19 protein-coding genes and 1 pseudogene are annotated in these 24074 nt (G+C 72.4%); 14 read left to right on the top strand and 6 right to left on the bottom strand.

All coding sequences use genetic code 11. The features are described from left to right. Positions 1-47: 47 nt before the first annotated feature. Positions 48-962 (bottom strand): 5'-3' exonuclease, encoded by a 915-nt coding sequence (locus tag STRAU_RS06375; RefSeq protein WP_016639431.1) that lies wholly within the window; start codon positions 960-962, stop codon positions 48-50. A gap of 248 nt (positions 963-1210) precedes the next feature. On the opposite strand from STRAU_RS06375, the gene STRAU_RS06370 reads away from it, so the two are divergent. From STRAU_RS06370 to STRAU_RS06350, 5 genes are all read left to right on the top strand, one after another. Continuing rightward, positions 1211-2335: a quaternary amine ABC transporter ATP-binding protein gene (locus tag STRAU_RS06370; RefSeq protein ID WP_037657846.1), complete on the top strand. Its 1125-nt coding sequence runs from the start codon at positions 1211-1213 to the stop codon at positions 2333-2335. Continuing rightward, on the top strand, positions 2328-4937 hold the full coding sequence (locus tag STRAU_RS06365) for an ABC transporter permease/substrate binding protein (RefSeq protein ID WP_016639429.1): 2610 nt from the start codon (positions 2328-2330) through the stop codon (positions 4935-4937). Before STRAU_RS06370 ends, STRAU_RS06365 begins: the two co-directional genes overlap by 8 nt. Before the next feature lie 141 nt (positions 4938-5078). After that, the gene (locus STRAU_RS06360; protein ID WP_016639428.1) at positions 5079-6065 is read left to right on the top strand and encodes a hypothetical protein; all 987 of its coding nucleotides are present in this window, start codon (positions 5079-5081) and stop codon (positions 6063-6065) included. Between the two features lie 157 nt (positions 6066-6222). Then, positions 6223-6798 (top strand): helix-turn-helix domain-containing protein, encoded by a 576-nt coding sequence (locus STRAU_RS06355; RefSeq protein ID WP_037657844.1) that lies wholly within the window; start codon positions 6223-6225, stop codon positions 6796-6798. A 137-nt stretch (positions 6799-6935) separates the two neighbouring features. Next, positions 6936-7676, top strand: a complete 741-nt coding sequence (locus STRAU_RS06350; RefSeq protein ID WP_016639426.1) for a helical backbone metal receptor — start codon at positions 6936-6938, stop codon at positions 7674-7676. On the opposite strand, the pseudogene STRAU_RS06345 reads toward STRAU_RS06350, so the two are convergent. Next, a pseudogene (locus tag STRAU_RS06345) lies at positions 7588-8814 on the bottom strand (TDT family transporter). The gene STRAU_RS06350 and the pseudogene STRAU_RS06345 overlap by 89 nt on opposite strands. Before the next feature lie 70 nt (positions 8815-8884). On the opposite strand from STRAU_RS06345, the gene STRAU_RS06340 reads away from it, so the two are divergent. Continuing rightward, entirely contained in the window at positions 8885-9922 is a 1038-nt protein-coding gene (locus tag STRAU_RS06340; protein ID WP_016639424.1) for a LysR family transcriptional regulator, read from the top strand. Positions 9923-10093: 171 nt separating this feature from the next. On the opposite strand, the gene STRAU_RS06335 is transcribed toward STRAU_RS06340, so the two are convergent. The 3 genes from STRAU_RS06335 to STRAU_RS06325 all read right to left on the bottom strand — a co-directional run bounded on the left by STRAU_RS06335 (position 10094) and on the right by STRAU_RS06325 (position 13178). After that, on the bottom strand, positions 10094-10783 hold the full coding sequence (locus tag STRAU_RS06335; protein ID WP_037657869.1) for a gamma-glutamyl-gamma-aminobutyrate hydrolase family protein: 690 nt from the start codon (positions 10781-10783) through the stop codon (positions 10094-10096). Positions 10784-10802: 19 nt separating this feature from the next. After that, a complete protein-coding gene (gene eat / locus STRAU_RS06330) occupies positions 10803-12257 on the bottom strand; it encodes an ethanolamine permease (RefSeq protein ID WP_016639422.1) in 1455 nt (484 codons plus the stop codon). Positions 12258-12395: 138 nt separating this feature from the next. Continuing rightward, positions 12396-13178, bottom strand: coding sequence for a FadR/GntR family transcriptional regulator (locus tag STRAU_RS06325; protein WP_016639421.1), 783 nt, complete (start codon positions 13176-13178; stop codon positions 12396-12398). A gap of 78 nt (positions 13179-13256) precedes the next feature. Here STRAU_RS06325 and STRAU_RS06320 point away from each other — a divergent pair, with 78 nt between their 5' ends. The 5 genes from STRAU_RS06320 (at position 13257) to STRAU_RS06300 (ending at position 19213) form a co-directional block, all read left to right on the top strand. Then, positions 13257-14627 (top strand): glutamine synthetase family protein, encoded by a 1371-nt coding sequence (locus tag STRAU_RS06320; protein ID WP_016639420.1) that lies wholly within the window; start codon positions 13257-13259, stop codon positions 14625-14627. A 9-nt stretch (positions 14628-14636) separates the two neighbouring features. Further along, positions 14637-16004 carry an aldehyde dehydrogenase family protein gene (locus STRAU_RS06315; protein ID WP_016639419.1) on the top strand — a complete coding sequence of 456 codons (1368 nt, stop codon included), beginning with the start codon at positions 14637-14639 and terminating at the stop codon, positions 16002-16004. A gap of 4 nt (positions 16005-16008) precedes the next feature. Continuing rightward, entirely contained in the window at positions 16009-16791 is a 783-nt protein-coding gene (locus tag STRAU_RS06310; RefSeq protein WP_016639418.1) for a 3-oxoacyl-ACP reductase, read from the top strand. 67 nt (positions 16792-16858) lie between these two features. Further along, positions 16859-18181: an HAD family hydrolase gene (locus tag STRAU_RS06305; RefSeq protein ID WP_016639416.1), complete on the top strand. Its 1323-nt coding sequence runs from the start codon at positions 16859-16861 to the stop codon at positions 18179-18181. Positions 18182-18247: 66 nt separating this feature from the next. Next, positions 18248-19213: a DUF2510 domain-containing protein gene (locus tag STRAU_RS06300; RefSeq protein ID WP_016639415.1), complete on the top strand. Its 966-nt coding sequence runs from the start codon at positions 18248-18250 to the stop codon at positions 19211-19213. A gap of 30 nt (positions 19214-19243) precedes the next feature. Here STRAU_RS06300 and STRAU_RS06295 read toward each other — a convergent pair whose 3' ends face one another. Next, entirely contained in the window at positions 19244-20446 is a 1203-nt protein-coding gene (locus STRAU_RS06295) for an amino acid deaminase/aldolase (protein WP_016639414.1), read from the bottom strand. 394 nt (positions 20447-20840) lie between these two features. On the opposite strand from STRAU_RS06295, the gene STRAU_RS43455 reads away from it, so the two are divergent. The 3 genes from STRAU_RS43455 to STRAU_RS06280 all read left to right on the top strand — a co-directional run. Further along, on the top strand, positions 20841-22361 hold the full coding sequence (locus STRAU_RS43455; RefSeq protein ID WP_016639413.1) for a hypothetical protein: 1521 nt from the start codon (positions 20841-20843) through the stop codon (positions 22359-22361). Further along, positions 22358-23533 (top strand): type VII secretion-associated serine protease mycosin, encoded by a 1176-nt coding sequence (gene mycP, locus STRAU_RS06285; protein ID WP_016639412.1) that lies wholly within the window; start codon positions 22358-22360, stop codon positions 23531-23533. The genes STRAU_RS43455 and mycP overlap by 4 nt, the downstream gene beginning before the upstream one ends. Positions 23534-23549: 16 nt before the next feature. Then, positions 23550-24074 (top strand): SseB family protein (locus STRAU_RS06280; RefSeq protein ID WP_037657842.1); only part of this gene is annotated, 525 nt, incomplete at its 3' end.

Raw genomic sequence — 24074 nt, 5'->3', positions numbered from 1 at the left:
CTGAGTCCACTCATCCACAATTGGTTAGGTTTACCTAACCTAACACCTCAGTCCTGAAGTACGGTCAACAGCCGGTGCAATGAGCCGCCGAGTCCCCAGCGCGCGGCGAGCTCCTCCAGGGCGGCCGGATCGCGCGGCGCACGCGGGAGTGCGACGTCGACGTCCGGCAGGGGCACGTCGTCCGCGACCCGGACCACCTTCGGGGCCACGGCCACATAGGCGCGGGACTCGTCGAGGCGCTTGCGCTGCGACGGGGTGAGTTTCGAGCGCGGGTCGTCGACGGCCGCCATGATCCCGGCCAGGTCACCGAAGGCGTCGAGCAGCTTGGCCGCGGTCTTCTCGCCGATGCCGGGCACGCCGGGCAGCCCGTCGCTCGGGTCGCCGCGCAGCAGGGCGAGGTCCACATAGCCGGGGCCGTCCACGCCGTACTTCTCGCGCAGCCACGCCTCGTCGGTCACCTGGAGGCTGCCGACTCCCTTCAAGGGGTAGAGGATGCGGATGCCGCGGGCGTCGTCCACCAACTGGTACAGATCGCGGTCGCCCGTGATGACGTCGACCGGGCCCGCGGCCCGCGCGGCGAAGGTGCCGATCACGTCGTCCGCCTCGTACGGAGCGACGCCCACGCGGGCGATGCCCAGGGCGTCCAGGACCTCCTCGATCACCGGGACCTGGGGGGAGAGGGTGTCGGGGACCTCTTCGGTGTCCGGGGTGACGGCGCCTTCGGGGGCCTCTTCGGCGACGCGGTGCGCCTTGTACGACGGGATGAGCTCCACGCGCCAGTGCGGGCGCCAGTCCGCGTCCATGCAGGCGACCAGGTCGTCGGGGCGGTGGTCCTGGACCAGGCGTGTGATGAATTCGAGCAGGCCGCGCACCGCGTTCACCGGGGTGCCGTCCGGGGCCCGCACGGATTCGGGGACCCCGAAATAGGCCCGGAAGTACAGGGACGCCGTGTCGAGCAGCATCAGCCGCCGCGTTGCTTGAGTCACGTTCGCATCATGCCGCACGGCACTGACAGGGGACCGCCGCCCGAGGGTCCGGCGGTGACCTGGATCACTCTTTGGTTTGGCTTGTGCAAGCGAGGGCAGGCGCGCACGCGGAGCGCACTCGGTCGAGTTTTCAACTTCTTGACGGAAAGCGGATAGACGCCGCGCCGCTCCACGGCCCGCCGGCGGGGGAGGCGGGCCGTCTTGGTTCAACCCGAGAGGTGTATGTGTCCAGGCTGCAAGCTGAACACCTGTACAAGGTGTTCGGCAGACGACCCGACGGCGCGGTGGAGAAACTCCGCCAGGGAGCCGACCGTGAAGAACTGCGTGCCGAGGGAACCACCGCCGCGGTGATCGACGCGTCCTTCACCGTCGAGCCGGGCCAGATCTTCGTTGTCATGGGTCTCTCCGGTTCCGGCAAGTCCACGTTGCTGCGCATGCTCAACGGGCTTTCGGACCCGACGGCCGGGCAGGTGCTCTTCGACGGGCAGGACCTGACGAAGCTGAGCGCGCGCGAACTGCGCGAGGTGCGCTCCAAGAAGATCAGCATGGTCTTCCAGCACTTCGCGCTGTTCCCGCACCGCAGCGTCCTCGAGAACGCCGCGTACGGCCTTGAGGTGCAGGGGCTGCCGCGCGCCGAGCGCGAGAAGCGGGCCCTGGAGGCACTGGAGCTGGCCGGGCTCAAGGGCTGGGAGAAGTCCTGGCCCGATGAGCTGTCCGGCGGCATGCAGCAGCGCGTGGGCCTGGCCCGCGCGCTCGCCACGGACGCCGACCTGCTGCTCATGGACGAGTCGTTCAGCGCGCTCGACCCGCTGATCCGCCGCGACATGCAGGACCAGCTCCTGGAGCTGCAGAAGCGGCTGAAGAAGACCATCGTCTTCATCACCCACGACCTGAACGAGGCCATGCGCCTGGGCGACCGGATCGCCGTCATGCGCGACGGCCGCATCGTCCAGATCGGCACCTCCGAGGACATCCTCGTCACCCCGGCCAACGACTACGTCGCCGCGTTCACGCAGGACGTCGACCGCTCCCGGGTACTCACCGCGGGCGCGATCATGGCCGACCCGGACGAGGGGTTCGTGCGGGCCGACGCCCCCGCGACGGTCACCGAGGACACCCCCATCATCGAGCTGTTCACGCCCTGCTCCACCAGCGGTGTGGCGGTCGCCGTGACCGACGGCAAGGGCGAGCTCGTGGGCGTCGTACCGCGGGCGCGGCTGCTCGCCGTGCTCGGTGAGCCGGCGCCCTCGGAGCCACAGGACGCGGTCGTTCCCGTACAGCAGGCCAAGGACGAGCAGGCCGAGGACAACGGCGGCAAGAGCGTGGGCAAGGTGAGCAGCGGTGCCTAGGATTCCCTTCGGCGACTGGGTCAATGACTCGGTCGAATGGCTCAGAACCCATATGGACTGGCTGTTCGACTTCATCAAGACGCTGTTCCAGAACATGTGGGACGGCGTCTACGACCTCCTCTCCGCGCCCGAGCCGCTGCTGATGGCGGGCATCTTCGCCGTCGTCGCGTTCTGGCTGCGCGGCCTGCTCGGCGGTGCCCTCGCCTTCGCGGGCTTCGCCTTCATCGTGTCCCTGGAGCTGTGGGACAACGCGATGATGACGCTGTCCCTGGTGCTCGTCTCGACCTTCGTGGCGCTGGTCATAGCCGTGCCCGTGGGCATCTGGGCGGCCCGCTCCAAGACGGTCAGCGGCATCGTCAGGCCCGTCCTGGACCTGATGCAGACGCTGCCCGCGATGATCTACCTCATCCCGGCGCTGCTGTTCTTCCGGATGGGCGCCCCCGCGGGCATCGTCGCCACGATCGTCTTCGCGCTCGCCCCCGGTGTGCGCATGACGGAGCTCGGCATCCGCCAGGTCGACAAGGAACTGGTCGAGGCGGCCGACGCGTTCGGCACCACGCCGCGCAACATCCTCTTCCGGGTCCAGCTGCCGCTCGCGCTGCCGACGATCATGGCCGGTGTCAACCAGGTCATCATGCTCGGCCTCTCCATGGCGGCCCTGACCGGCATGGTCGGCACCCCGGGTCTCGGCGCGGACGTCAACGCCGCCATCGGCCAGCTCGACGTCGGTCTCGGCGCGGAGGCGGGCATCTCCATCGTGATCCTCGCCATCTACCTGGACCGCGTCACCAGCGGCCTGGGCGGCCAGGTCTCCCCGCTCGGCCGCCGCGCGCTCGCCAAGCTGCGGGCCGCGCAAGGTCTGAACGTCTGGAACTACCGCCCCCGGCCCGTCGTCGCGATGGTCGGCGTCGTCGTCCTCGCGCTCGTCGCGGGCGGCATGGGCATCTTCGGCAGCAGCGACTCCGAGTCCGTGGCCGACACGAAGAACGTCGGCCAGGGCAAGGAAATCAAGATCGGCTACATCCCCTGGGACGAGGGCGTCGCCTCCACCTTCCTCTGGAAAGAGGTCCTGGAGCAGCGCGGCTTCAAGGTGACCACCAGCCAGCTGGAGGCCGGTCCGCTGTACACCTCCCTGGCGCAGGGCGACATCGACTTCCAGACCGACGCCTGGCTGCCGACGACCCACGCCTCGTACTGGAAGAAGTACGGCAAGGACCTCGAGGACCTCGGCTCCTGGTTCGGCCCCACGTCGCTGGAGCTGACCGTCCCCGCGTACATGAAGGACATCAACTCCCTCGAGGACCTCAAGGGCAAGAGCGACACGTTCAAGGGCAAGATCACCGGCATCGAGACGAGCGCCGGAATGATGGGCCTGCTCAAGGACAAGGTCCTCGGCGAGTACGGCCTCGACAAGGAGTACAAGGTCGTCGACGGCTCGACGCCCGCGATGCTCTCCGAGCTGAAGGCGGCGTACTCCAAGAAGGAGCCGATCGTCACCACCCTGTGGTCGCCGCACTGGGCGTACAGCGACTTCAAGCTGAAGAAGCTCAAGGACCCGAAGGGCGCCTGGGGCAAGGGCGACGGCGTGCACACCCTGGCACGCAAGGGCTTCTCCGGGGAGAACCCCGAGGTCGGCAAGTGGCTCAAGAACTTCAAGATGACCGAGAAGCAGCTCACCGATCTCGAGTCGGAGATCAACAAGGCGGGCAAGGGCAAGCAGCAGGAGGCCGTGCGTGGCTGGCTGAAGAAGAACCCGGGCGTGCTCGACAAGATGGCGCCCCTGCCGAAGAACTCCGGCGGCGACGAGAACAAGCGCCCGCTGAAGGCCGCGTACTTCGCGTGGGACGAGAACATCGCCGTCACCAACCTGTGGAAGCGCGTCCTGGAGAAGCGCGGCTACAAGATGGAGCTGTCCCCGGCCGACGTCGGCCCGGCCTACACCGGTCTCGCGCAGGGCGACATCGACCTCAACCTCGACGCCTGGCTGCCCACCGCCCAGAAGACGTACTGGGAGAAGAACAAGGCCAACCTCAAGGACCTCGGCTCCTGGTACAGCCCGACGTCCCTCGAGGTCGCCGTCCCGTCCTACGTCAAGGACGTGAAGTCGCTCGAGGACCTCAAGGGCAAGGGCGACAGGTTCAAGGGCAAGATCATCGGCATCGAGCCGGGCACCGGTGTGATGCAGGCGCTCAAGGACAAGGTCCTGCCCGGGTACGGCCTTGAGGACGAGTACGAGATCGCCGCGGGCTCGACGCCCGCGATGCTCTCCGAGCTGAAGGCCGCGTACGCCAAGAAGGAGCCCGTCGCGGTCCTGCTCTGGACGCCGCACTGGGCGTACAGCGAGTACGACCTCACCAAGCTGAAGGACCCCAAGGGCGGCTTCGGCAAGGGCAACACGATCCGCACGCTCTCCAGCAAGGACTTCCCGGACCAGTACCCGCAGCTCACGAAGTGGCTCAAGAACTTCAAGATGAGCGAGGAGCAGCTGGCGGGACTGGAGAACGAGATCAACAAGGCGGGCAAGAACAACGAGCCCAAGGCCGTCGACGCCTGGCTGAAGAAGAACCCGGGCTTCGAGCAGAAGATGACGGCCGTGCAGTAGTCCACGCGGTCAGCACTCCCGAGGGGTGGGCCTCGCCTTGTGGCGAAGCCCACCCCTCGGGGTGTTCCGGCGGGCCTCCCCGGTCCCTAACCTCGACCGGGTCCCCCGCCCTCTCGAACAGCTGAACGTGAGACCTCACCCGTGACCGCAAGGCAGCCGAGGACGGCGCTGCTCGTCGCCGCCGTGCTGGTTCTGGCCGCCGCCCTGCTCGTCTCCGGGCGGACGCGGGCGGACGCCGTGCCCGCGTCCGCCGGAACCGCCCGGCTCGCCGCGCTCGCCGAGGACGTCACGGCCGCCGACGGCCACCGCTACGACGCCCGCGACCACACCGGCCGCACCATGGACGCGGCCCAGCTCGCGCAGGCCGGTGACGGCACGTACCTGGCCGTGTACCACACGCTTCTGGACGACGGCCGCTTCCACGCGGCCGTCGCCACCTCCACGGACCTGCTGCACTGGCAGCGCCGCCACGACTTCGGCCCCGGCACCCACCAGGCGTCCCTCGCGCACGACGGCCGCGGCGGCTATGTCCTCGCGTACGAGAAGGACCCCCGCAACCACATCGCCGTACGGGCGTACGCGGGTCTGCGCGCGCTGCTCCACGGGCGCGCGCACCGGGCGTACGACGCGCCGCGCACCCTCTCCCGCTGTGCGGAGGGCACGCCCGCCGTCACCGCGGTGCGGGGCGACACGATCGAGCTGACCGGGCACTACCGGGCGGGCTGCGACACCGACCGGCAACTGCGCGCGACCCTCACCGGCTTCCGCACCTGGCATGCCGAGCCCGACCGCCGCCTCGACTGGGCGCTGACGGCGTGGGGCAACGGCGGCAACCTCGGCGACCGGGCGCCGGTGGAACTCGCGGGGCGGCGGGTGCTGCTCGTCGAGGGACAGGGGCGGCGCGAGGACTTCGGGAGCTGGCGCGTCTACGCCTACGACCCGGCCGGCGGCCGCGCCGACCGCCTCGCCCCGCGCACCCACGGCGGCAGCCGCGCCTTCGCCAACCCCTCGGCCACCCTCCTGACCGACCCGCGCGGCAGACCCGCTCTGCTCGTCAGCCTCTTCCTGCCGCGCGAGGGGGCGGCCCCCGGGGAATCCGGACAACTGATCTACTGGCGTGAGCTGTAGTCGTCCGCGTACGGTCCGTACGGGGTGCGCGGGGGCTTGCGGCGGCCGGAACCGGCGCCCGGAGCGCCCAACTGGGTAAAACCGTTTGGCGAACATGCGTAGGGTGCAGAAAACCCTTCAGGGTGATGACTCGGAGCGGAAGAAGGGAGCCGGGGCCATGGACGAGCACAAGGAGACCCTCCGGGTGGGCTCGGCCGTGCGGCGCCGCCGCCGCCAGCTCGAACTCACCCTCGCCGTCGTCGCCGGGCGCAGCGGCCTGTCCGTGCCCTTCCTCAGCCAGGTCGAGAACGAGCGGGCCAGGCCCAGCATGCGCTCCCTGGAGCGGGTGGCCGACGCGCTCGGCACCACCGCCGTGGAGCTCCTCGCGGCCGCCGACCCGGCCTGCACGGTCGACGTGGTGCGGGCGGACGACCAGGTCAGCCTGGCCGGCGGCACCCCCGAGACGCACGTACGCGACCTGGTGCGCGGCCACCACCAACTGCACGTCTTCGAGTACGTCGGCGACCACGACGAGGGCCGCGAGTTCCAGCACCGCAACGACGAGCTGATGTACGTCATCGGCGGCTCCGTCGAGGTGGAGGCCGAGGGCCGCGCCTACCGCCTCGGGCGCGGCGACAGCCTCTATCTGACCGGTGGGGTGCGGCACCGCTGGCGGGCCACGGCCGTCGACGCGCGCGTGCTCGTCGTCGCGGTCGGGGAGCACATCGAGGCGGTCGACGGCGGGCGGCACTGAAGAAGCCGCCGAGGGGCGGCCGAGGGCTGACCCGGAACTCCTTGAGAAGTGGCCGAGAAGTCCCTGAGGCACAGTCGAGAAGTCGCCGCGGGGTGCTTGAGGAGCGCTTCAGAAATGATGGAGGGTGGTGACGGAGCGTGGCCGACATCCGGGTGGTCTCGCTGGTGCCCTCGCTGACGGAGGCGGTCGCCACGACTGTGCCGGGCGCGCTGATCGGCGCGACCGACTGGTGCACGCATCCGGCGGACCTCGATGTCGTACGCGTCGGCGGCACCAAGAACCCCGACGTGCCGGCGATCGTGGCACTCGCCCCCGACCTGGTGATCGCCAACGAGGAGGAGAACCGCGCGCCGGACATCGCGGCGCTGCGCGCGGCCGGGATCGAGGTGCTCGTCACCGAGGTGCGGGGCCTCGACCAGGCGTTCCGGGAGCTGGCGCGGGTCCTTGCCGCGTGCGGGGCCGCGGGGCGGCCGGAGTGGCTGGACGCGGCCGAGGCGGCCTGGCTGGACCCGCCGTGCCCGTCGTTTCCGTCGGGTCGGCTGCGGGCCGCCGTCCCGATCTGGCGCAGGCCCTGGATGGTCCTCGGCCGGGACACCTTCGCGGGGGACCTGCTCGCGCACCTGGGCGTCGACAACGCGTACGCGGCGCACGCCGAGCGCTATCCGCGGATCCCCATCGACGAACTGCGCGCCGCGGACCTGGACTTGGTGATCCTGCCGGACGAGCCGTACCGCTTCACGCGGGAGGACGGTCCGGAGGCGTTTCCCACGAACGTCCCGGTCGCGCTCGTCAGCGGACGCCATCTGACCTGGTACGGGCCGTCGTTGGGCGAGGCGCCCGCGGTGCTCGGTGCGGCACTGCGGGCGGCTCGCCGCTGACGTTCGCGCGGGGCGGTGCTCAGCGCGGGGCCGCGAGCAGCTTGCCGTTGGCCACGCCGTGCGCGGTCCGGACGATCGCCACCAGCCAGGCCGACACCAGCAGTGCGTACAGCGCCACGGCCAGCCAGTCGTACGCCGCCAGGCCGGTGTGCTTGCCGAGGCCCTCGGCGCCCGTCACGCACGTACCGACGGGGAAGGTGAACGCCCACCAGGTCATCGCGAAGCCCATGCCGCGCCGCCGCGCCCGCAGCACCATCGCGCCCGCGAGCGCCAGCCACATCAGCGCGAAGCCCATCACGGGCACGCCGAACAGGACGGCGAAGACGGTGAAACCCTGGTCGAAGGGGGCGGGGAGCACGCCGGGGGCGACGTCGGCGAACTTGTTGGCGGCCGTCGTCGACTGGCCGAGCGGGCCGAGGACCAGGAACAGGGTGGGGGTGAGCGCGAGCGGCAGCGGGCCCTCGTGGACCAGCCGCGCGAAGATCAGCGGCAGCATCACCAGGGTGGCGAGCAGGCTCAGGCCGAACATCGCGAAACAGCCGTAGAGCAGGGTCTGCTGGGCCTGCCCCGCGGGCAGGTGCGGGACGAGCAGCGGGCCGAGGGCGGCCGAGACCATGGGCGCCACGACGGGCAGCAGCCACACCGGCGACGCGGTGCCCGGCCGCACGCGGTGCCGGACCACCATCAGGTAGGGGATGGCGACGGCCGCGGCGAGGCCGATGGCCGTACCGGCGGTGAAGAGGACCGTGTCGACGGCGACCGCCGCCGTGGTGCCTATCCAGTCGGCGCCGACGAGCATCGTGCCGCCGCCGACGGCGAGCAGCGCCATGGCCAGGCAGCCGTAGAACGGCGCCATGGCCGGGTCGGCGAGGTGGGCGCGCGCCTGGTCGCGGTGGTGCGCGTGGTGGACGGCGCGGGCGCCGAGCAGGGTGACCAGCATCAGCAGGGACAGTGCCCACATCACGGTCGCGCCCGTGCGCAGGCCCGGTACGTCCGCGGGCAGCGCGGCCCCGGCGTTGGCGATGATGGCGGTGCCCATGACGGAGGCGTACCAGTTCGGGCCGAGGTGGCGGACGGCGTCCGAACGGGGCCGTGTGGCCGGGCGGGCCGGGGCGGGGGAGTGGGCGACTGTGACCATGACTCAACGGTGCGGCCGCGCGGCCCCGGCCGCCAGAGCCCTCTTGCCTATGAGGGCATAACCTGGGCTTATGAGTGCTTCTGGTGGTGCGTCGGGTGGTGGGGAGGGCGGGGGCTTCGGTGGCGGTGATTCCGGTACGTCGCCGTCTTCTGGTGCGTCGCTGTCTTCGGGTACGTCGCTGTCTTCGCCGTCTTCGGGTACGTCGACGGGGGCGCCGCTCGCGCATCGGGTGCCGGATCTGGGTGCCCTTGAGCTGTTGCTGGCCGTGGCGCGGCTCGGGAGTCTCGGCCGGGCCGCGCGTGAGCTGGGCATCACCCAGCCCGCGGCCAGCGGGCGGATCAGGTCCATGGAGCGGCAGCTCGGCGTCGCCCTGGTGGACCGGTCCCCGCGCGGGTCGCGGCTCACGGAGGCGGGTGCCCTCGTCACCGACTGGGCGCGGCGGATCGTGGAGGCGGCCGAGGCGTTCGACGCGGGGGCGCAGGCGCTGCGGGACCGGCGGGACTCGCGGCTGCGGGTCGCGGCGAGCATGACCATCGCCGAGTATCTGCTGCCCGGGTGGCTCATCGCGCTGCGCGCGCGGCTGCCGGACACGGCGGTGTCGCTGAGCGCGGGCAACTCGGCGGTGGTCGCGGGGCAGTTGCTCGACGGTCGGGCCGACGTCGGCTTCGTGGAGGGGGTCGGGGTGCCCGCCGGGCTCGACGGGGTGGTCGTCGCGCAGGACCGGCTGGTCGTGGTGGTGGCACCGGGGCACGCGTGGGCGCGGCGGCGGGTGCCGCTCGGGGCCGCGGAGCTCGCGGCCACGCCGCTGATCCTTCGGGAGGAGGGGTCCGGGACGCGGGCCGTCCTCGAGGCCGCGCTCGGGGCGCTCGCTCGGCCGCTCCTTGAACTGTCGTCGACCACCGCGGTGAAGTCCGCCGCGGTGAGTGGGGCTGGGCCCGCCGTTCTCAGTGAGCTCGCCGTGGGCGAGGAGGTGGCCGCGCGGCGGCTTGTCGGGGTTCCCGTGGCCGGGGTGCGGTTGCAGCGGGCGCTGCGGGCCGTTTGGCCGGTGGGGCACGTTCCCGTGGGGCCTGTGCGGGAGCTTTTGAGCCTTACGCGTGGGGTGCCCTAGTCGTTCTGGGTGCCGTGGGCCTGGGCGCCCTGGCCGGGCCTGCGGTCCCCTGTAGTCCGCGACGCGCCCTCAGCCTGCGGCCTGGGCTTTCTCCCACCCGCCCACCCGTTGCTCTCGGACGCAGGGTGGGCCCCGCGCCCTCCGGAACCCACCCCCCGTCGTACGCGGGATTCACCCCCGCCCCCTCGCCTCCCTCACCAACGCCCCCATCACCCGCACGTCCTCCCCCATCTCGGGATGCCACTGCACGCCCAACGCCCAGGCGGGTGACGGGAGTTCGATCGCCTCGATCGTGCCGTCCTCCGCGTGGGCGGAGGGGACCAGTGCGGGGGCCAGGCGGTCCACGGCCTGGTGGTGGTAGGTGGGGACGTCGGCGGGGGCGGGGGCGATGGCGGCGTACAGCGTGCCGGGGACCGGTCGCACCGGGTGCGTGCTGAAGACGCCGGGCGCCGCCACGTGGCCGTCCAGGTGCTGGATCAGCGTGCCGCCGAGGGCGACGTTCAGGAGCTGCATGCCCCGGCAGATGCCGAGCAGCGGCGTACCGGAGTCCAACGCCGCCCGGATCAGGGCGAGTTCCCACGCGTCCCGCTCCGGCGCGGGCGGGCCCGTGCGGTCGTCGCGCGGGGCGCCGTAGTGGGACGGGTCCACGTCGGGGCCGCCCGCGACGACGACCCCGTCGAGGCGGGCGACGACTTCGGCGGCGTACGAAGGCTCGTCAGGGGGCAGCATCGACGCCAGGCCGCCCGCCGCCTGGACCAGGCGCGGGTAACCCGCGGGGAGCAGGGCGGCAGGGAGCTCCCACACGCCCCAGCTCGCCTTCTCCACCAGGTAGGTGCTGATGCCGATCAGGGGTTTGTTCACCGTGTTCTCCATGTGACTGTCAGTCCCGTTCCAACTCCGCCTCCGCCTCCGCCAGCGCGGCGAACTCCTCCTCCGGGGCCCGTGCCACCAGATGCTTGCGGCTGTAGAGGCCGAAGTACGCGAGCGCCACGACGTACACGCCGAGCGCGATGAACGCCGCCGTGACGTCCACGAGGAACGTCGCGACCAGGGCGGCGCAGGACAGGACGAGGGCGACGGACGAGGTCAGGACGCCGCCGGGGGTGCGGTAGGGGCGGGGCAGGTTCGGCTCGCGGCGGCGCAGGACGATGTGGGACAGGGACATCAGGGCGTACGAGATGGTGGCGCCGAACACCGCCACGTTCAGCATCCGCGCCCCGTCGCCCGTCGCCGCCGCGAGCGCGAAGCCGATCGCGCCCGGGACGAGCAGGCCGAGGTAGGGGGCCTTGCGGCTGCTGGTGAGGGAGAGGAAGCGCGGCAGGTAGCCCGCGCGGGAGAGCGCGAAGAGCTGGCGCGAGCCCGCGTAGATCAGGGAGAAGAACGACGCCACCAGGCCCGCGAGGCCCGCGTAGTTGATGACGCGGCTCAGGCCGGTCTGCTTGCCGTCCGGCTGCAGCGCGTCCACCAGCGGGTTGCCGGTGTCCTGGATGGCCGCCGAGCCGCGCGCCCCGGCCGAGGCGAAGAAGGTGAGCAGCGCGAGGACGACCAGGATGCACAGGGACCAGCGGATGGCGCGCGGCAGCGTCCTGGCGGGGTCCTTCGTCTCCTCGGCGGCGAGCGGCACGCCCTCCACGCCCAGGAAGAACCACATGCCGAAGGGGAAGGCCGCCCAGATCCCGAGCAGGCCGAGCGGCAGCCAGGAGTTGGAGCCGAACGCGTCGTGGTCGACCGTGATGTCGTTCAGGTGCGAGGCGTCGAAGTCCATGAAGGCGCCCACCGCGAACACGAGGAGCGCGGCGACCGCTATGCCCGTGACCACGAAGCTGAAGCGCAGCGCCTCGCCCACGCCCCACAGGTGGATGCCGAGGAAGATCACGAAGCAGGCCAGGTACACCGGCCAGCCGGACTCCAGGCCGAAGAGTTCGAGCGACTCGACGTAGTCGCCGATGAAGATGACGATCGCGGCGGGCGCCAGGATGTACTCGATGAGGATCGCCGTGCCGGTGAGGAAGCCGCCCCAGGGGCCGAGCGCGCGGCGCGCGAAGCCGTAGCCGCCGCCCGCCGTCGGCAGCACGGACGACAGCTCGGCGAGCGAGAACACCATGCACGCGTACATGACGCCCATGAGCGCCATCGCGATGCCGAGGCCGCCGAAGCCGCCCTCCTTGAGGCCGGAGTTCCAGCCGGAGAAGTCGCCGGAGACGACATAGGCGACGCCGAGGCCGGTGAGCAGCACCCAGCCCGCGTTGCCGCGGCGCAGCGCGCGCCGCTCCAGATAGTCGTCCGGCTCCCCGGCGGCGCCGGCCTTCGGTGGCTCTGTGGACTCCTGGGTCATGACATGGCTCCCCTGCGGCGGCAGTCAGGCGTTCGGGCGTTCAATGGAATGGAGCCATACCTTTGCGGGGGTGGGGGCGAGAAAGCAAGACCCGTGCGTTACGCCGTGGTTAATCACCTCACGTACGCCACCGGACCCTCACGTGAGGAAGCCCCGCAGCAGCGCCGCCGTCCCCGCGCAGTGTTCGCGCATCATCTCGCGCGCGCCGTCCGCGTCGCCGTCGAGCACGGCCTCCACGAGCGCGGTGTGCTGGCGCTGCGAGTGCTCCAGGTTGCGCACCAGGAGCGGGATGCAGTCCAGGAGTTCGTTGACCGTGGCGCGGACCGCCGCGTACTGGGTGGTGAGCGAGGCCGAGCCGGACAGCTCGGCCAGCGTGAGGTGCAGCAGGGTGTCCAGGCGGCGGTACTCGGCGAGCGGCGCGTCGTGGGTGCGGGCGAGCGCGGCGCGCAGCCGCTCGGCCTGCGCGTCGTCGAGCCCGTGCGCCGCGCACAGCCCCGCGGCCCCCACCTCCAGGACCTCGCGGAAGCGCAGCGCGTCCTCCACGTCCACGTCCGCGACGCGGCGGCGCAGCTCGTCCTCGCCCGCCGCCGCGGGGCGCGGGCGCACGAACGTACCGCCGTAGCGCCCCCGCCGTGACTCCACGAGCCCCTGGTCCTGGAGCACCTTCAGCACCTCGCGCAGCGTGACCCGGCTGATGCCGAGCAGGTCGGCGAGCTCCCGCTCGGCGGGCAGCCGCTCGCCGCCCGGCACCAGGCCGAGGCGGACCACCTGGAGGATCTGCTCCAGGGCCTCCTCGAAGCCGTTGCCCGCCCGGACCGGACGCAGGACGTGCGTCAGCCGGTCGTCACCTCGCAGGTGTGCGGCATCCGGCCCGTGCGCGGCACCCGGCGTGTGCGAGCCGTCCGCCTCGGTGTGCGACATCTGCCCGTACCCCCTTCCCAAGCAATGGTTCTCCGCAATACCTTATGGCCACTCGGCTGACCCAAGGAGGCTTTTCCCGTGGCAGACCGCACACCCCCGCTCGGCATCGAGGAGCTGCGTGCTCTGGTGGCGAGCGGCGAGATCGACACTGTCGTCCTGGCCTTCCCCGACATGCAAGGGCGGCTCCAGGGCAAGCGGTTCGCCGCCCGGTTCTTCCTCGACGAGGTCCTGGAGCACGGCACGGAGGGCTGCAACTACCTCCTCGCCGTCGACACGGAGATGAACACCGTCGACGGCTACGCGATGTCCTCCTGGGACCGCGGCTACGGCGACTTCGCCATGCACGCCGACCTCGACACGCTGCGCCGCGTCCCCTGGAACGAGGGCACGGCCCTGCTGATGGCCGACCTCGCCCGGACCGACGGCGCCCCCGTCGTGGCCGCCCCGCGCCAGATCCTGCGCCGCCAGCTGGACCGGCTCGCCGAACTCGGCTACACCGCCCATGTCGGCACCGAGCTGGAATTCATCGTCTTCAAGGACACGTACGAACAGGCATGGGACGCGGGCTACAAGGCCCTGACGCCCGCCAACCAGTACAACATCGACTATTCGATCCTCGGCACCGGACGCATCGAGCCGCTCCTGCGCCGCATCCGCAACGACATGGCCGCCGCGGGCCTGACCGTGGAGTCCGCCAAGGGCGAGTGCAACCCGGGCCAGCACGAGATCGTGTTCCGCTACGACGAGGCCCTGGTCACCTGCGACCAGCACGCCATCTACAAGACGGGCGCCAAGGAGATCGCCGCGCAGGAAGGCGTCTCGCTCACCTTCATGGCGAAGTACAACGAGCGCGAGGGCAACTCCTGTCACATCCACCTCTCGCTCCAGGACGCCGACGGCAACAACGTCATGGCGGGTTCCTCGGACGACCCGGGTGGCATGTCGCCCGTCATGCGGCACTTCCTCGCGGGCCAGCTCGCCGCGCTGCGCGACTTCTCGCTCCTGTACGCGCCCAACATCAACTCCTACAAGCGCTTCCAGCCCGGCTCCTTCGCGCCGACGGCCGCCGCCTGGGGCCACGACAACCGGACCTGCGCGCTGCGCGTGGTCGGCCACGGCCGCTCGATGCGCTTCGAGAACCGGCTGCCCGGCGGTGACGTGAACCCGTACCTGGCCGTGGCCGGTCTGGTCGCCGCGGGTCTGTACGGCATAGAGCAGCAGCTCGAACTCCCCGACGCCTGCACCGGCAACGCCTACACCGGCGACTACGCGCACGTCCCGACGACGCTGCGCGAGGCCGCCGAGCTGTGGGAGAACAGCCCCGTCGCCAAGGCCGCCTTCGGTGACGAGGTCGTCGCGCACTACCGCAACATGGCGCGGGTCGAGCTGGACGCCTTCGACTCCGCGGTGACCGACTGGGAGCTCCGCCGCTCCTTCGAACGCATGTGAGGCAGTTTCTTGCTTGAGCCACTGAAGGTACTGAACCCGGCGACCGAGGAGGTCGTCGCGACGGTTCCCGCCGCCGACGCGGCCGACGTCGACCGGGCGGTCACGCGGGCCCGCACCGCCCAGGATGCCTGGGCGACCACCACGCCCGCCGACCGCGCCCGCCTCCTGCGCCGCTTCGCCGACACGGTCGACCAACACCTCGAAGAACTCGCCCGGTTGGAGGTGCGCGAGGCGGGCCACCTGATCGGCAACGCCCGCTGGGAGGCAGGCAACGTACGGGATCTCCTGCTGTACGCGGCCGGGGGCGCCGAGCGCCTCAACGGCGCGCAGATTCCCGCTCCGGGCGGCTGGAACGTCACCTTTCACGAACCCCTCGGCGTCGTCGGCGTGATCGCGCCCTGGAACTTCCCGATGCCCATCGCTGCCTGGGGCTTCGCGCCCGCCCTCGCGGCCGGGAACGCCGTGGTGCTCAAGCCCGCCGAGACGACGCCGCTCACCGCGCTGCGCCTCGCCGAACTCGCCCTGGAGGCAGGCCTGCCCGAAGGCATCTTCCAGGTGCTGCCCGGCCACGGCCAGGTCGCGGGCCGTGCCCTCGTCGAGCACGAGGGCGTCGCGAAGATCGTCTTCACCGGTTCGAGTCGCACGGGCCGCGACGTGATGGAGCGCTGCGCCGCGCAGATGAAGCGTGTCACCCTCGAACTCGGCGGCAAGAGCCCCAACGTCGTCTTCGCCGACGCCGACCTCGAAGCGGCGGCCGACCCCTTCGCGTTCCTCGACAACTCGGGGCAGGACTGCTGCGCCCGCACCCGCATCCTCGTACAGGAGTCGGTGTACGAGGAGTACACGGCCCGCCTCACGGAGGCCGTGCGGGCTGTCGTGGTCGGCGACCCGCTGGACGAGAAGACGCAGATGGGTCCGCTGATCTCCCGTCAACAACTCGACCGTGTACGGGACTTCGTTCCCGACGGCGCCGACGCGATCCGGGGGAGCGCGCCCGCCGGGCCCGGCTTCTGGTTCCCGCCGACCGTCCTCACCGGCGAGCGGCCGGACTCGCGGGCGGCCGTGGAGGAGATCTTCGGGCCCGTCGCCGTCCTGCTGCCCTTCACCGACGAACAGGACGCCGTACGCCTGGCCAACGCCACCCCGTACGGCCTGTCCGGCTCCATCTGGACCCGGGACCTGGGCCGCGCCCTGCGCGTGTCCGGGGCCGTCGAGGCAGGCAATCTGTCGGTCAACTCGCACTCCAGCGTCCGCTACTGGACCCCCTTCGGGGGTTACAAGCAGTCGGGCCTCGGCCGTGAACTGGGTCCTGACGCCCTCACCGCCTTCACCGAAACCAAGAACGTCTTCATCAGCACAGAGAGCACGGAGGCCTGAGCCCATGACCGACCAGAACATTTGCCGCCGCCTCGTCGGCCGGACGGCCGTCATCACCGGCGCCGGCAGCGGCATCGGCCTCGCCACCGCCCGCCGCCTCGCCTCCGAGGGCGCGCACGTCGTCTGCGGCGACATCGACGAGACCGCGGGCAAGGCCGCCGCCGAGGAGGTCGGCGGGACCTTCGTGAAGGTCGACGTCACCGACGCCGAGCAGGTCGAGGCGCTCTTCAAGACCGCGTACGACACCTACGGCTCCGTCGACGTCGCCTTCAACAACGCGGGCATCTCGCCGCCCGACGACGACTCCATCCTGGACACCGGCCTGGAGGCGTGGAAGCGCGTCCAGGAGGTCAACCTCACCTCCGTGTACCTGTGCTGCAAGGCCGCCATCCCCTACATGCGCCGCCAGGGCAAGGGCTCCATCATCAACACGGCCTCGTTCGTGGCCCGCATGGGCGCGGCGACCTCGCAGATCTCGTACACCGCGTCCAAGGGCGGCGTCCTCGCGATGTCGCGGGAACTGGGCGTGCAGTTCGCGCGCGAGGGCATCCGCGTGAACGCGCTGTGCCCGGGCCCGGTGAACACCCCGCTGCTCCAGGAACTGTTCGCCAAGGACCCCGAGCGCGCCGCCCGCCGGCTCGTGCACATCCCGGTGGGCCGCTTCGCCGAGGCCGACGAACTGGCCGCCGCGGTCGCGTTCCTCGCCAGCGACGACTCGTCGTTCGTGAACGCCACGGACTTCCTGGTCGACGGCGGCATCTCGGGCGCGTACGTCACGCCCCTGTAGGTCGCGCCCAACTTCCCCCACAGGCCCGTGACCTGGTGCCCCGCACATTGCTGTACGGTCCACTCACATGCGTAACCGACATGTACTGGCGCTGACGCTGGCCACGGCCGCCACCACTCTGGCGGCCGTGGCCACGTCGTTCCCCGCGGCCGCCGCCACGGCCGCGCCCCCCGGCACCACCGCCAGGAAGGCGACCGAGCGCTGTCCGCAGCTCTCGCACAAGCTGACCTGGTACGGCGACAACCGCGCCCGCCTCCAGCGGATGATCGACGAGCGGGGCACCTGCTCGAACCCCGGTCTCCGGCATGGCGACAAGCGGCCCGTCGCCGCCTTCGACTGGGACAACACCGTCGTCAAGAACGACGTCACCGACCTGACCATCGCCTGGGCGCTGCGGCACGACAAGATCCTGCGGCCCAAGAGCTGGAAGTCCACCAGCAAGTGGATGACGGACGCCGCCCACCAGGCCCTCACCAAGGCGTGCGGCACCTCCGTGCCCGTCGGCCGTCCGCTGCCGACGTCCACCGACACCGCCTGCGCGGACGAGATCTTCGAGATCCGCGAGGACGGGAAGACGATGAGCGGCGAGGCCGCCTTCGCCGGCACCTGGAACCACCGCCGCACCGTGCCCCAGTACGCCTGGGTACCGCAGATCTTCACCGGGCACACCGTGCACGAGGTCGAGAGCTACGCCCGCAAGGCCCGCAAGGAGGCCCTCGCGGCCCCCGTCGGCGCCACGCAGACCGTCGGCACGCACACGATCCCCGGCTACGCGCGCTACTACGAGCAGCAGCGCGACCTGATCCGCACGCTGAAGAAGGCCGGGTTCGACGTCTACATCGTCTCCGCGGGCTCCGAGCCGGTCGCCGAGGTCTGGGCGGGCGGGAAGAGCGGCGTGGGCATCGACCGGAAGCACACCATCGCCATCCGCTCGGTGCTCGACGGCAAGGGCCGCATCACCCCCTGGAACCAGGGCTGCGGCGGCGTCCCCGTCAGCAAGGGCGAGGCCATCCCGTACATCGACGGCAAGCGCTGCTGGATCAACCAGGAGATCTTCGGCGTCAAGGGCAAGGCGGCCTGGCACAAGCAGCGCTGGGACCGGCGGATCGCGCTCGGCGGCGGTGACGCCGACACCGACGTGACCTTCGTCGGCGACGCGACGGGCGCGCACCTCGTGCTCAACCGCAACAAGAGCGAGTTCATGTGCCGGGCGTACGACAACGCCGACGGGCGGTGGGTCGTGAACCCGATGTTCATCGAGCCGCTGCCGCAGAAGTCCGGTACGTACCCGTGCTCGACGTCCGCGTACAACGCGCCGGACGGGAGCAGGGGGCCGGTGCTGCGCGCGGACGGCTCGGTCGTGCCCGACCAGCGGGACTCGGTGCACTAGGTATCGAGGGCGGGGCGGGCCCGAGCTGATTGCGCGGAAGCTCGGGCCACGTCCTAGAGTGCCGGAATGAGCATGACGCCTCCCGCCGGCTGGTACCCGGACCCGTCGACGCCCGGCACCGAGCGCTGGTGGGACGGGGCCGCGTGGACCGACCACCGGCGCACGTCCGCCGCCGCGACCGCGGCGTACCAACCCCCGTACCAGCAGCCGGGGTTCGGCACCACGGTCATCCAGCAGCCGGGGCCGGTCCCGGCTGCCGCGGGCGGCGGCGGCCGCGCGAAGATCGTCGCGATCTCCGTCGCCGGTGCCGTCCTGGTCGCCTCGATCGTCACCGGTGTCGTCGTGCTCCAGGGCGACGACGGGGACGATCCGCAGGGCGGCCCCGCGCCCACGGCCTCCACGGTCGACGAACCGAGCCCCACCCCGACGACGTCCGCGCCGGGGACCGCCACGCCCGACGAGGACCCCGACACGCTCGTCGACCAGCTCAACGGCATCACCCTGCCGGTACCGGACGGCTGGGAGAAGGCCGACAACACCGTCGGCAACGAACTCGCCCTCCAGACCCCGGACACCTACGACTGCCCGGGCGACCCCGGACTCTGCCGCCAGGGCAAGATCACGTCGAGCACGGCGACGGGCACCGACGAGCGCTCGCCCAAGAAGCTCGCCGAGGCGGACATCAAGGACGCCGCCGACGCCGCGTACGACGAGGACAGCATCAACCGCAAGCCGTTCGGCGGGATGACCCGGCACGAGCGGGTCAAGTCGGGCACGGTGGCGGTGGGCGGCCGCAGCGGCTACTTCGTGCGCTGGCGCGTCCACACCAACAAGGGCTCCGGCGGGTACGTCCAGTCCCTCGCCTTCCCCTCCAGCACGGGCTCCGAGGCGATGGTCATCGTGCGCTTCACCGTCGACGCCGGGAAGGGGGCGCCGCCGCTGTCCGACATCGACGAGGTGATCGAGGGGATCAGGCCGGTCGGGGACAGCCAGACGGGCGGGGGAGTGGGGAGCAGCGTCGGGCCGTCGTAGCCCGTCGTGGGCCCGCCGGCCCTGGGCCCACTAGAGGAACGTGTGGCCTTCGCCGCGGTACGTCGGGGCGCTGCCCGTCACCCGGTCGCCCTCGACCAGGTACAGCTCCTCGAACCGCTCGCACAGCTCACCGGCCTTGGCGTGCCGGAACCACACCTTGTCGCCGATGCGCAGATCGTCCGCGGGCGCCCCGATCAGCGGGGTCTGCACCTCGCCCGCCCCCTCCTGCGGGTCGTAGCGCAGCCCGTCCGGCAGATACGGGACGGGGGAGCGGTCGGCGCCCGCGACGCCCGACGCCGGATAGCCGCCGCCGAGCACCGTCACCACCCCGGGCCCCGGCCTGCGCACGACCGGCTGGGCGAACAGGGCGGCCGGACGGCCGCTGAACGACGTGTAGTTGTCGAAGAGGCGCGGTACGTAGAGGCCCGAACCGGCGGCGATCTCGGTCACCGCGGCCTCGGCGGCGGTGTGCTGGACGCTGCCCGTGCCGCCGCCGTTCACGAACTCCAGGTCCGGCGCGGCGGCGCGCACCGCGCGGATGGTGGCGGCGCGGCGGGCCGCGAGTTCCTTGCGGGCGGTGGCCTGCATCATGCGCACGGCCCGCGACTTGGCCGGATGCCCCGCCACGGCGTCCCCGACCCCGGCCACATGGCCCTCGTACGCCATCACTCCCACGAGCCGGAACCCCGGCCGCCGGCCGATGGCGCGGGCGAGGGCCGCCACCTGGGCGGGATCGTGCAGCGGTGAGCGGCGCGCGCCGACCCGGACCCGGCCGCCGAGCAGCTTCAGCGAGGTGTCCAACTCCAGGCAGACGCGCACCTCTTCGCGGCCGCCGTCCCGGGCGTCGTCGATGAGGCGGAGCTGCGCCGGGTCGTCGACCATGACGGTGACGGCGGCGGCGAGCTTGGGGTCGGCGGTGAGCTCGGCGAAGGCGGCGCGGTCCGCCGAGGGGTACGCGAGGAGGACGTCGCCGAAGCCGGAGCGGGCGAGCCACAGCGACTCCGCGAGCGTGAACGACATGAGCCCGGCGAAACCGTCCCGCGCGAGCACCCGCTCCAGGAGCGCGCGGCACCGCACGGACTTGCTCGCCACCCGGATCGGCTTCCCGCCGGCCCGGCGCACGAGGTCGTCGGCGTTGGCGTCGAACGCCTCCACGTCCACGATCGCGAGCGGGGCGTCGAGGTGCGCGGTGGCCCGGTCGTAGCGGGCCCGGTCTGCGGCTCGGCCTCTCATGGCGGCAGCCTGCCAGACGTGGCTACCCGAGGGTAGGGGGATGATCCGGGCAGATCACCCCGGCCTGCGGACTGGGTTCCCGTGGGCCTCATGTCAGCCCGTAGAGTGACGCGCACGCAGGGAGCGCGCGACGCGACGGAACGGGGGGTGCATGAGCACGGAGGCGCGACGGCCCCCCGTCCCCCCACGGCCCGGCACCCCGCCACGGGTGCCGCCCCCCTCGCGGAACACGACCGAGACGCCGCCCCGAAAGCCCTCCGAGGGCCGCACTGACACACCCCTCACGCCGCCTTCGCGGGAAGCGGCGGACGCGCCGGGTGTGCCCTTCCCCCCTGCCCCGTCGGATCCGCCGCCTCCGCCCGCGACCGCCCGTTTCCCCGACGTCCGTCCGCCGATGGCGCGGGCCGAGGCGCGGCGGCAGGCCGACGGCGCGGCGGACGCGGCAGGCGGCGATACGTCACTGCGGGGGACGGCCGACGGTGCCGACGCGGCCGAGGGCGCCGACCAGGGCGACGACGTGGGCTCCATGGTCGAGGACTTGCTGGCGCCGTTCGACCGGGTGCGGCTGCCCCGGCCCGCGACGGACGACGCCGCCACCGAGCGGGTGCCGGACACACCGCCGCCCCCACCTGCCTCGGCACGCCTGCCGGACGCGCCGCCATCGGTCGCACCGTCAGGAACACCCCGGCCCGCGGAGTCGGGCGGACCCGATGCCCCGGTGCCCGTCAGGCCGAAGCGCGCACCTTCCACGGGCGCACCCGCGGAGGGCGCGACACCTGCCTCGAATGACCCCAACTCGCCTGCGGCTACGGCGACTTCGCGGACGCGAGCGGCGAAGGCGCAAGCGCAGGCCCGGGGCGCCATAGCTGAAGTGCCGCCCACCGCGCCTCCGTCCGCTCCGCGGGCGCGGGCTGACAGTGCCGCGCCGCCGCCCCGGCCCGGCGTTCCGCCGCGGCCGGTCGGTGTGCCGCGCGGCGGTGCCGGGCCGGAGGCGAAGGGGGGCGTGCGGGGCTTCGCCGAGCGGCGGACTGCCGCCGCGCGGCGGGCAGTTGGCGCGGTGGATCTGACACCGGGGCCCGACACGGGGCGTCCGTTCGTTTTTCTGGCGAGGCCCGCGCTGTACGACGACACCACCACCCGGCTGCGCCCCGTCGGCGCCTGGGTGCGGCCCCGCGCGGCCGCCGCCGTGGCCTGTGTCGTCCTCGGCCTCGGGCTCATCGGCGGCGCGGTGACCGGGAGTTGGCTGACCGGTGAGTCCGACGCGGCCGGCGGCTCCCGGAACGCGTACGTCGAGGCCGGCGAGCTCTGGCACAGCGTGCCCGTCGACGAGCTGTTCCCGCCCTCCATCAAGGGCGAGGGCGCGGGCCCCGGCGGCGCCGACCGCACCTGGAACCGCGTCGCCGTCGCCCCCGACAGCACCTGTAAGGACGCCTTCGACCCGCTGCTGCGCAAGGCCCTCGCCCCCGCGGGCTGCCTGCGCCTGCTGCGCGCCACGTACGCCGACGCGACCCGCAGTCATGTCACCACCGTGGGCCTGCTGTTCACGAAGGCCGACGCCGAGGCGATGCGCTCCCTGCGCACCAGGTTCACGGAGGAGGGCCTCGACACCCGCCCGGACCTGATGCCCCGTCCGTACGCCGCCGAGGGCACCCCGGCCGCGGACTTCGGCAACCTCCAGCGCGCCACCTGGACCTTGTCAGTACTGCCCGACGCGCCGGTCGTCGCGTACGCCGTGTCCGGGTTCGCCGACGGCCGCGCCGTCACCGACCCGGAGCCCGCCGCCGAGGCCATGAAGGCGGGCGCCACCTCCGCCCCCGCCCAGGCCGGCCTCGGCAACGACGCGAAGGGCATCGCCGACCGTGTCGAGCGCGGCCTGCGCAAGACCGTCAGCGCGGCCACGGAGAAGGCTTCATGAGGATCCGTACCGCCGCGGCCGGCACGCTCGCCGCGGCGCTCGCGCTGCTGCCCGCCGCCGCCCCCGCGTACGCCGACGACGGCATCCGCGCCCAGCAGTGGGCCCTCGACGTCATGGGCACCGACCAGGCATGGCGCACCACCAAGGGCGAGGGCGTCACCGTCGCCGTACTCGACACCGGCGTCGACGCCTCGCACCCCGACCTGGCGGGCAACGTCCTGCCCGGCCAGGACATGGTCGGCTTCGGCGCCCGCAAGGGCGAGAAGTCCTGGGCCCGGCACGGCACCGCCATGGCCGGGATCGTCGCGGGACACGGGCACGGCGACGGCCGCCGCGACGGCGTCCTCGGCATCGCCCCCGAGGCACGGATCCTGCCCGTCCGGGTGATCCTCGAAGACGGCGACCCGGCCCGCAAGAAGGCCCGCTCCACCCGCGGCAACGCCCTCGCCGAAGGCATCCGCTGGGCCGCCGACCACGGCGCGGACGTCATCAACCTCTCCCTCGGCGACGACTCCAAGTCCGCGCACCCCGAGCCGACGGAGGACGCGGCCGTCCAGTACGCCCTGAAGAAGGGCGCCGTCGTCGTCGCCTCCGCGGGCAACGGCGGCGAACGCGGCGACCACATCTCGTACCCCGCCGCGTACCCCGGAGTGATCGCCGCGACGGCCGTCGACAACAACGGCACGCGGGCCTCCTTCTCCACCCGCCGCTGGTACGCCACCGTCAGCGCGCCCGGCGACGACATCGTGATCGCCGACCCCAACCGCAAGTACTACGAGGGCTGGGGCACCAGCGCGGCCTCCGCGTTCGTCTCCGGGGCGGTGGCCCTCATCCGCGCCGCCCACCCCGGGCTCGGCCCCGCCGAGATCAAGGAACTGCTGCGGGACACCGCGCGGGACAGCCCGGCCGGCGGCCGCGACGACTCCCGCGGCTTCGGCCAGATCGACCCGGTCGCGGCACTCGCCCGCGCCGGGAGGATCAAGCCGGAGTCGCTGCGGACGACGGCCCACGCCAAGAAGTACTTCGGCGCCGGCCCGGACGAGCAGTCCGCCGACGAGGAGCCCGCGGGCTGGATCAGCCCCGTGGCCGGAGGGCTCGGGGTGGCCCTGCTCGCGGCGGGCATCGTGCTGTGGCGGGGGCGGCCGACCCGTCGTCGCGTGTCCGCGCGCTGACGTTAGGGTCGGAGCCGTGGCGAACAAGAACATCCCCGACCCCGGTTTCTCCGACGACGACGGGTCGGCCGACCCCGCCCTGAGCGCGGCACTCGCCGCCTGGGCCGAGGACCGGACCGCCCGAGGCCCGGTCCTGGAGGCCCTCGCCGGAGCGCGGCTCCTCGTACCCGTCGTCGCCATCCTTGGGGAGGTCGAGGAGGACGAGAACGGGCTGCGCCGCGAGAAGACCAGCGACATGGCCGTGCCCACCCTCAAGGCGGGCGACCGCACGGCCCTGCCCGCCTTCACCTCCACCGCGGCCCTCGCCCTGTGGGACCCCGAGGCCCGCCCCGTCGCCGTACCGCTGCACCAGGTGCTCCAGGCCGCCGCCCACGAGCGGGCCGACACGGTCGTCCTCGACCTCGCGGGACCCGTCCCCTACGAGCTGAACCGGCCCGCCCTGATCGCACTCGCCGAGGGCCGCCGCAGCTCCGACGCGCTCACCGACCCGGCCGTCACCGCCGCCGTGCGCGCCGCCGTCGCCGCCGAGCCCGCCGTGCTC

The organism is Streptomyces aurantiacus JA 4570, assembly GCF_000414115.1.
In the GTDB taxonomy this organism is placed as follows: domain Bacteria; phylum Actinomycetota; class Actinomycetes; order Streptomycetales; family Streptomycetaceae; genus Streptomyces; species Streptomyces aurantiacus_A.
This window is presented reverse-complemented; position numbering and strand designations above follow the sequence as displayed.